Consider the following 1,517-nt stretch of genomic DNA (forward strand, 5'->3'; position numbering starts at 1 on the left):
TCAGACCCTATGAGGGTGGGGGTTCTGAGACCCTTGTAGGCCCAGGGCCCCACGGTGCAGATTCGTGGATCATCCCGTGAGTGGCACGGGATGCCGACATGCAGCGGAGGCCCTGGTGTTCAACGAGCGTACGGCGATTGGTTTGGATGTGCACGCGCGTAGCGTGCGAGCGGCGGCGGTAGACACGTCGACCGGTGAGGTGATCGAGGCGCGATTGCCCGCAACGACGGTCGAGGTCGTCGCGTGGGTGGCGCAGGTCGCGGCCCGGCTGGGTCCGGTGCATGCCTCGTATGAGGCCGGCCCGACGGGGTTCGGGCTTGCCCGGAAGCTCGATGCGGCCGGGATCGCGGTGACGGTCGCGGCGCCGTCGAAGATCATCCGCCCTGCTGGTGACCGCATCAAGACCGACGCGCGGGACGCGCTGCTACTGGCCCGGCTGCTGAAGATGGATGAGCTGACCGCGGTGCGGGTGCCGACCGAAGCGGAAGAGTCCGCCAGGGATCTGGTGAGAGCACGGGATGATGCCCGGGTGGAGCTGATGGCCGCCCGGCATCGTCTGTCGAAGCTGCTGCTGCGACGCGGGATCGTCTACGCGGGGACCAACACCTGGAGTCGGGACCACGACCGCTGGCTGCGCGCAGAACGCCGTGCCGGGCTCGACAATGCGGGCATCGGAACGCTGGACGCGTTCGACGCCGGCTACGACGCGGTCACGCAGATCGTGGCCCGCAAGGACCGGCTGGACCGTGAGATCACCGTCATGGCGACGGATTCGGAGTTCACCGCGGTCACAACACGGTTGGGGTGTCTGCGCGGGATCTCGACGCTGACTGGGTTCGCTCTCGCGGTCGAGATCGGCGACTGGCACCGGCTCACAGGGTCGAGCATCGCCGCCTACCTAGGGCTGGTGCCGTCCGAGCACTCTTCCGGCGGGTCCCGGTCGCTGGGCCCGATCACCAAGACCGGTAACACCCACGCCCGGAGGCTGCTGATCGAGTCCGCCTGGTATCACAAGCACCCCTACCGGATCGGGAAGGTCATGCGGGACCGATGGGCCAACGCGCCCGCCACCTCGGCAGTCCGCGGCGACGCCGGCAACCGGCGCCTTCACCACCGCTGGATGGTGCTCGCTGCGAAACACAAGAAGCACACCGTCGCGAACACCGCGATCGCCCGCGAACTCGCCGGCTGGTGCTGGTCCCTGGCCGTCATGGACTAACCCCTCGAGCTCGTCCCGGACGCGGATACCGGAACGCATGCAGCGTGAAGAGAACACCAGCGATTCGACTGTGAGCAGCCGCCCCCCCGGCGGCCACGCTCGACCTCAGACAAGCTCGGATGCTCTCGCCGAAACAGGGTCCTGCGGTAACCAACCCGCGAATATCAGACTGACCACGCGTCGAAAGACACGCCGCACCCCCGGCCCCCGCCACCCGGACGAAGAAGCGCCGCCGAGCAGCCAGCCCGGCGGCGCTTCACCCTGCCCACTTGACAGAAAGCCCTACATATCAGTCGAG

The 1,517-nt window shown here is 67.9% G+C and carries 1 protein-coding gene; it reads left to right on the forward strand.

The window, feature by feature from the left end:
• Positions 1-115: 115 nt before the first annotated feature.
• A complete protein-coding gene (locus ACWAUO_RS15065) occupies positions 116-1,219 on the forward strand; it encodes an IS110 family RNA-guided transposase (RefSeq protein WP_460776599.1) in 1,104 nt (367 codons plus the stop codon).
• The last annotated feature ends 298 nt before the right edge of the window (positions 1,220-1,517 follow it).

It is taken from the genome of Microbacterium sp. GXF7504 (genome assembly GCF_054798235.1).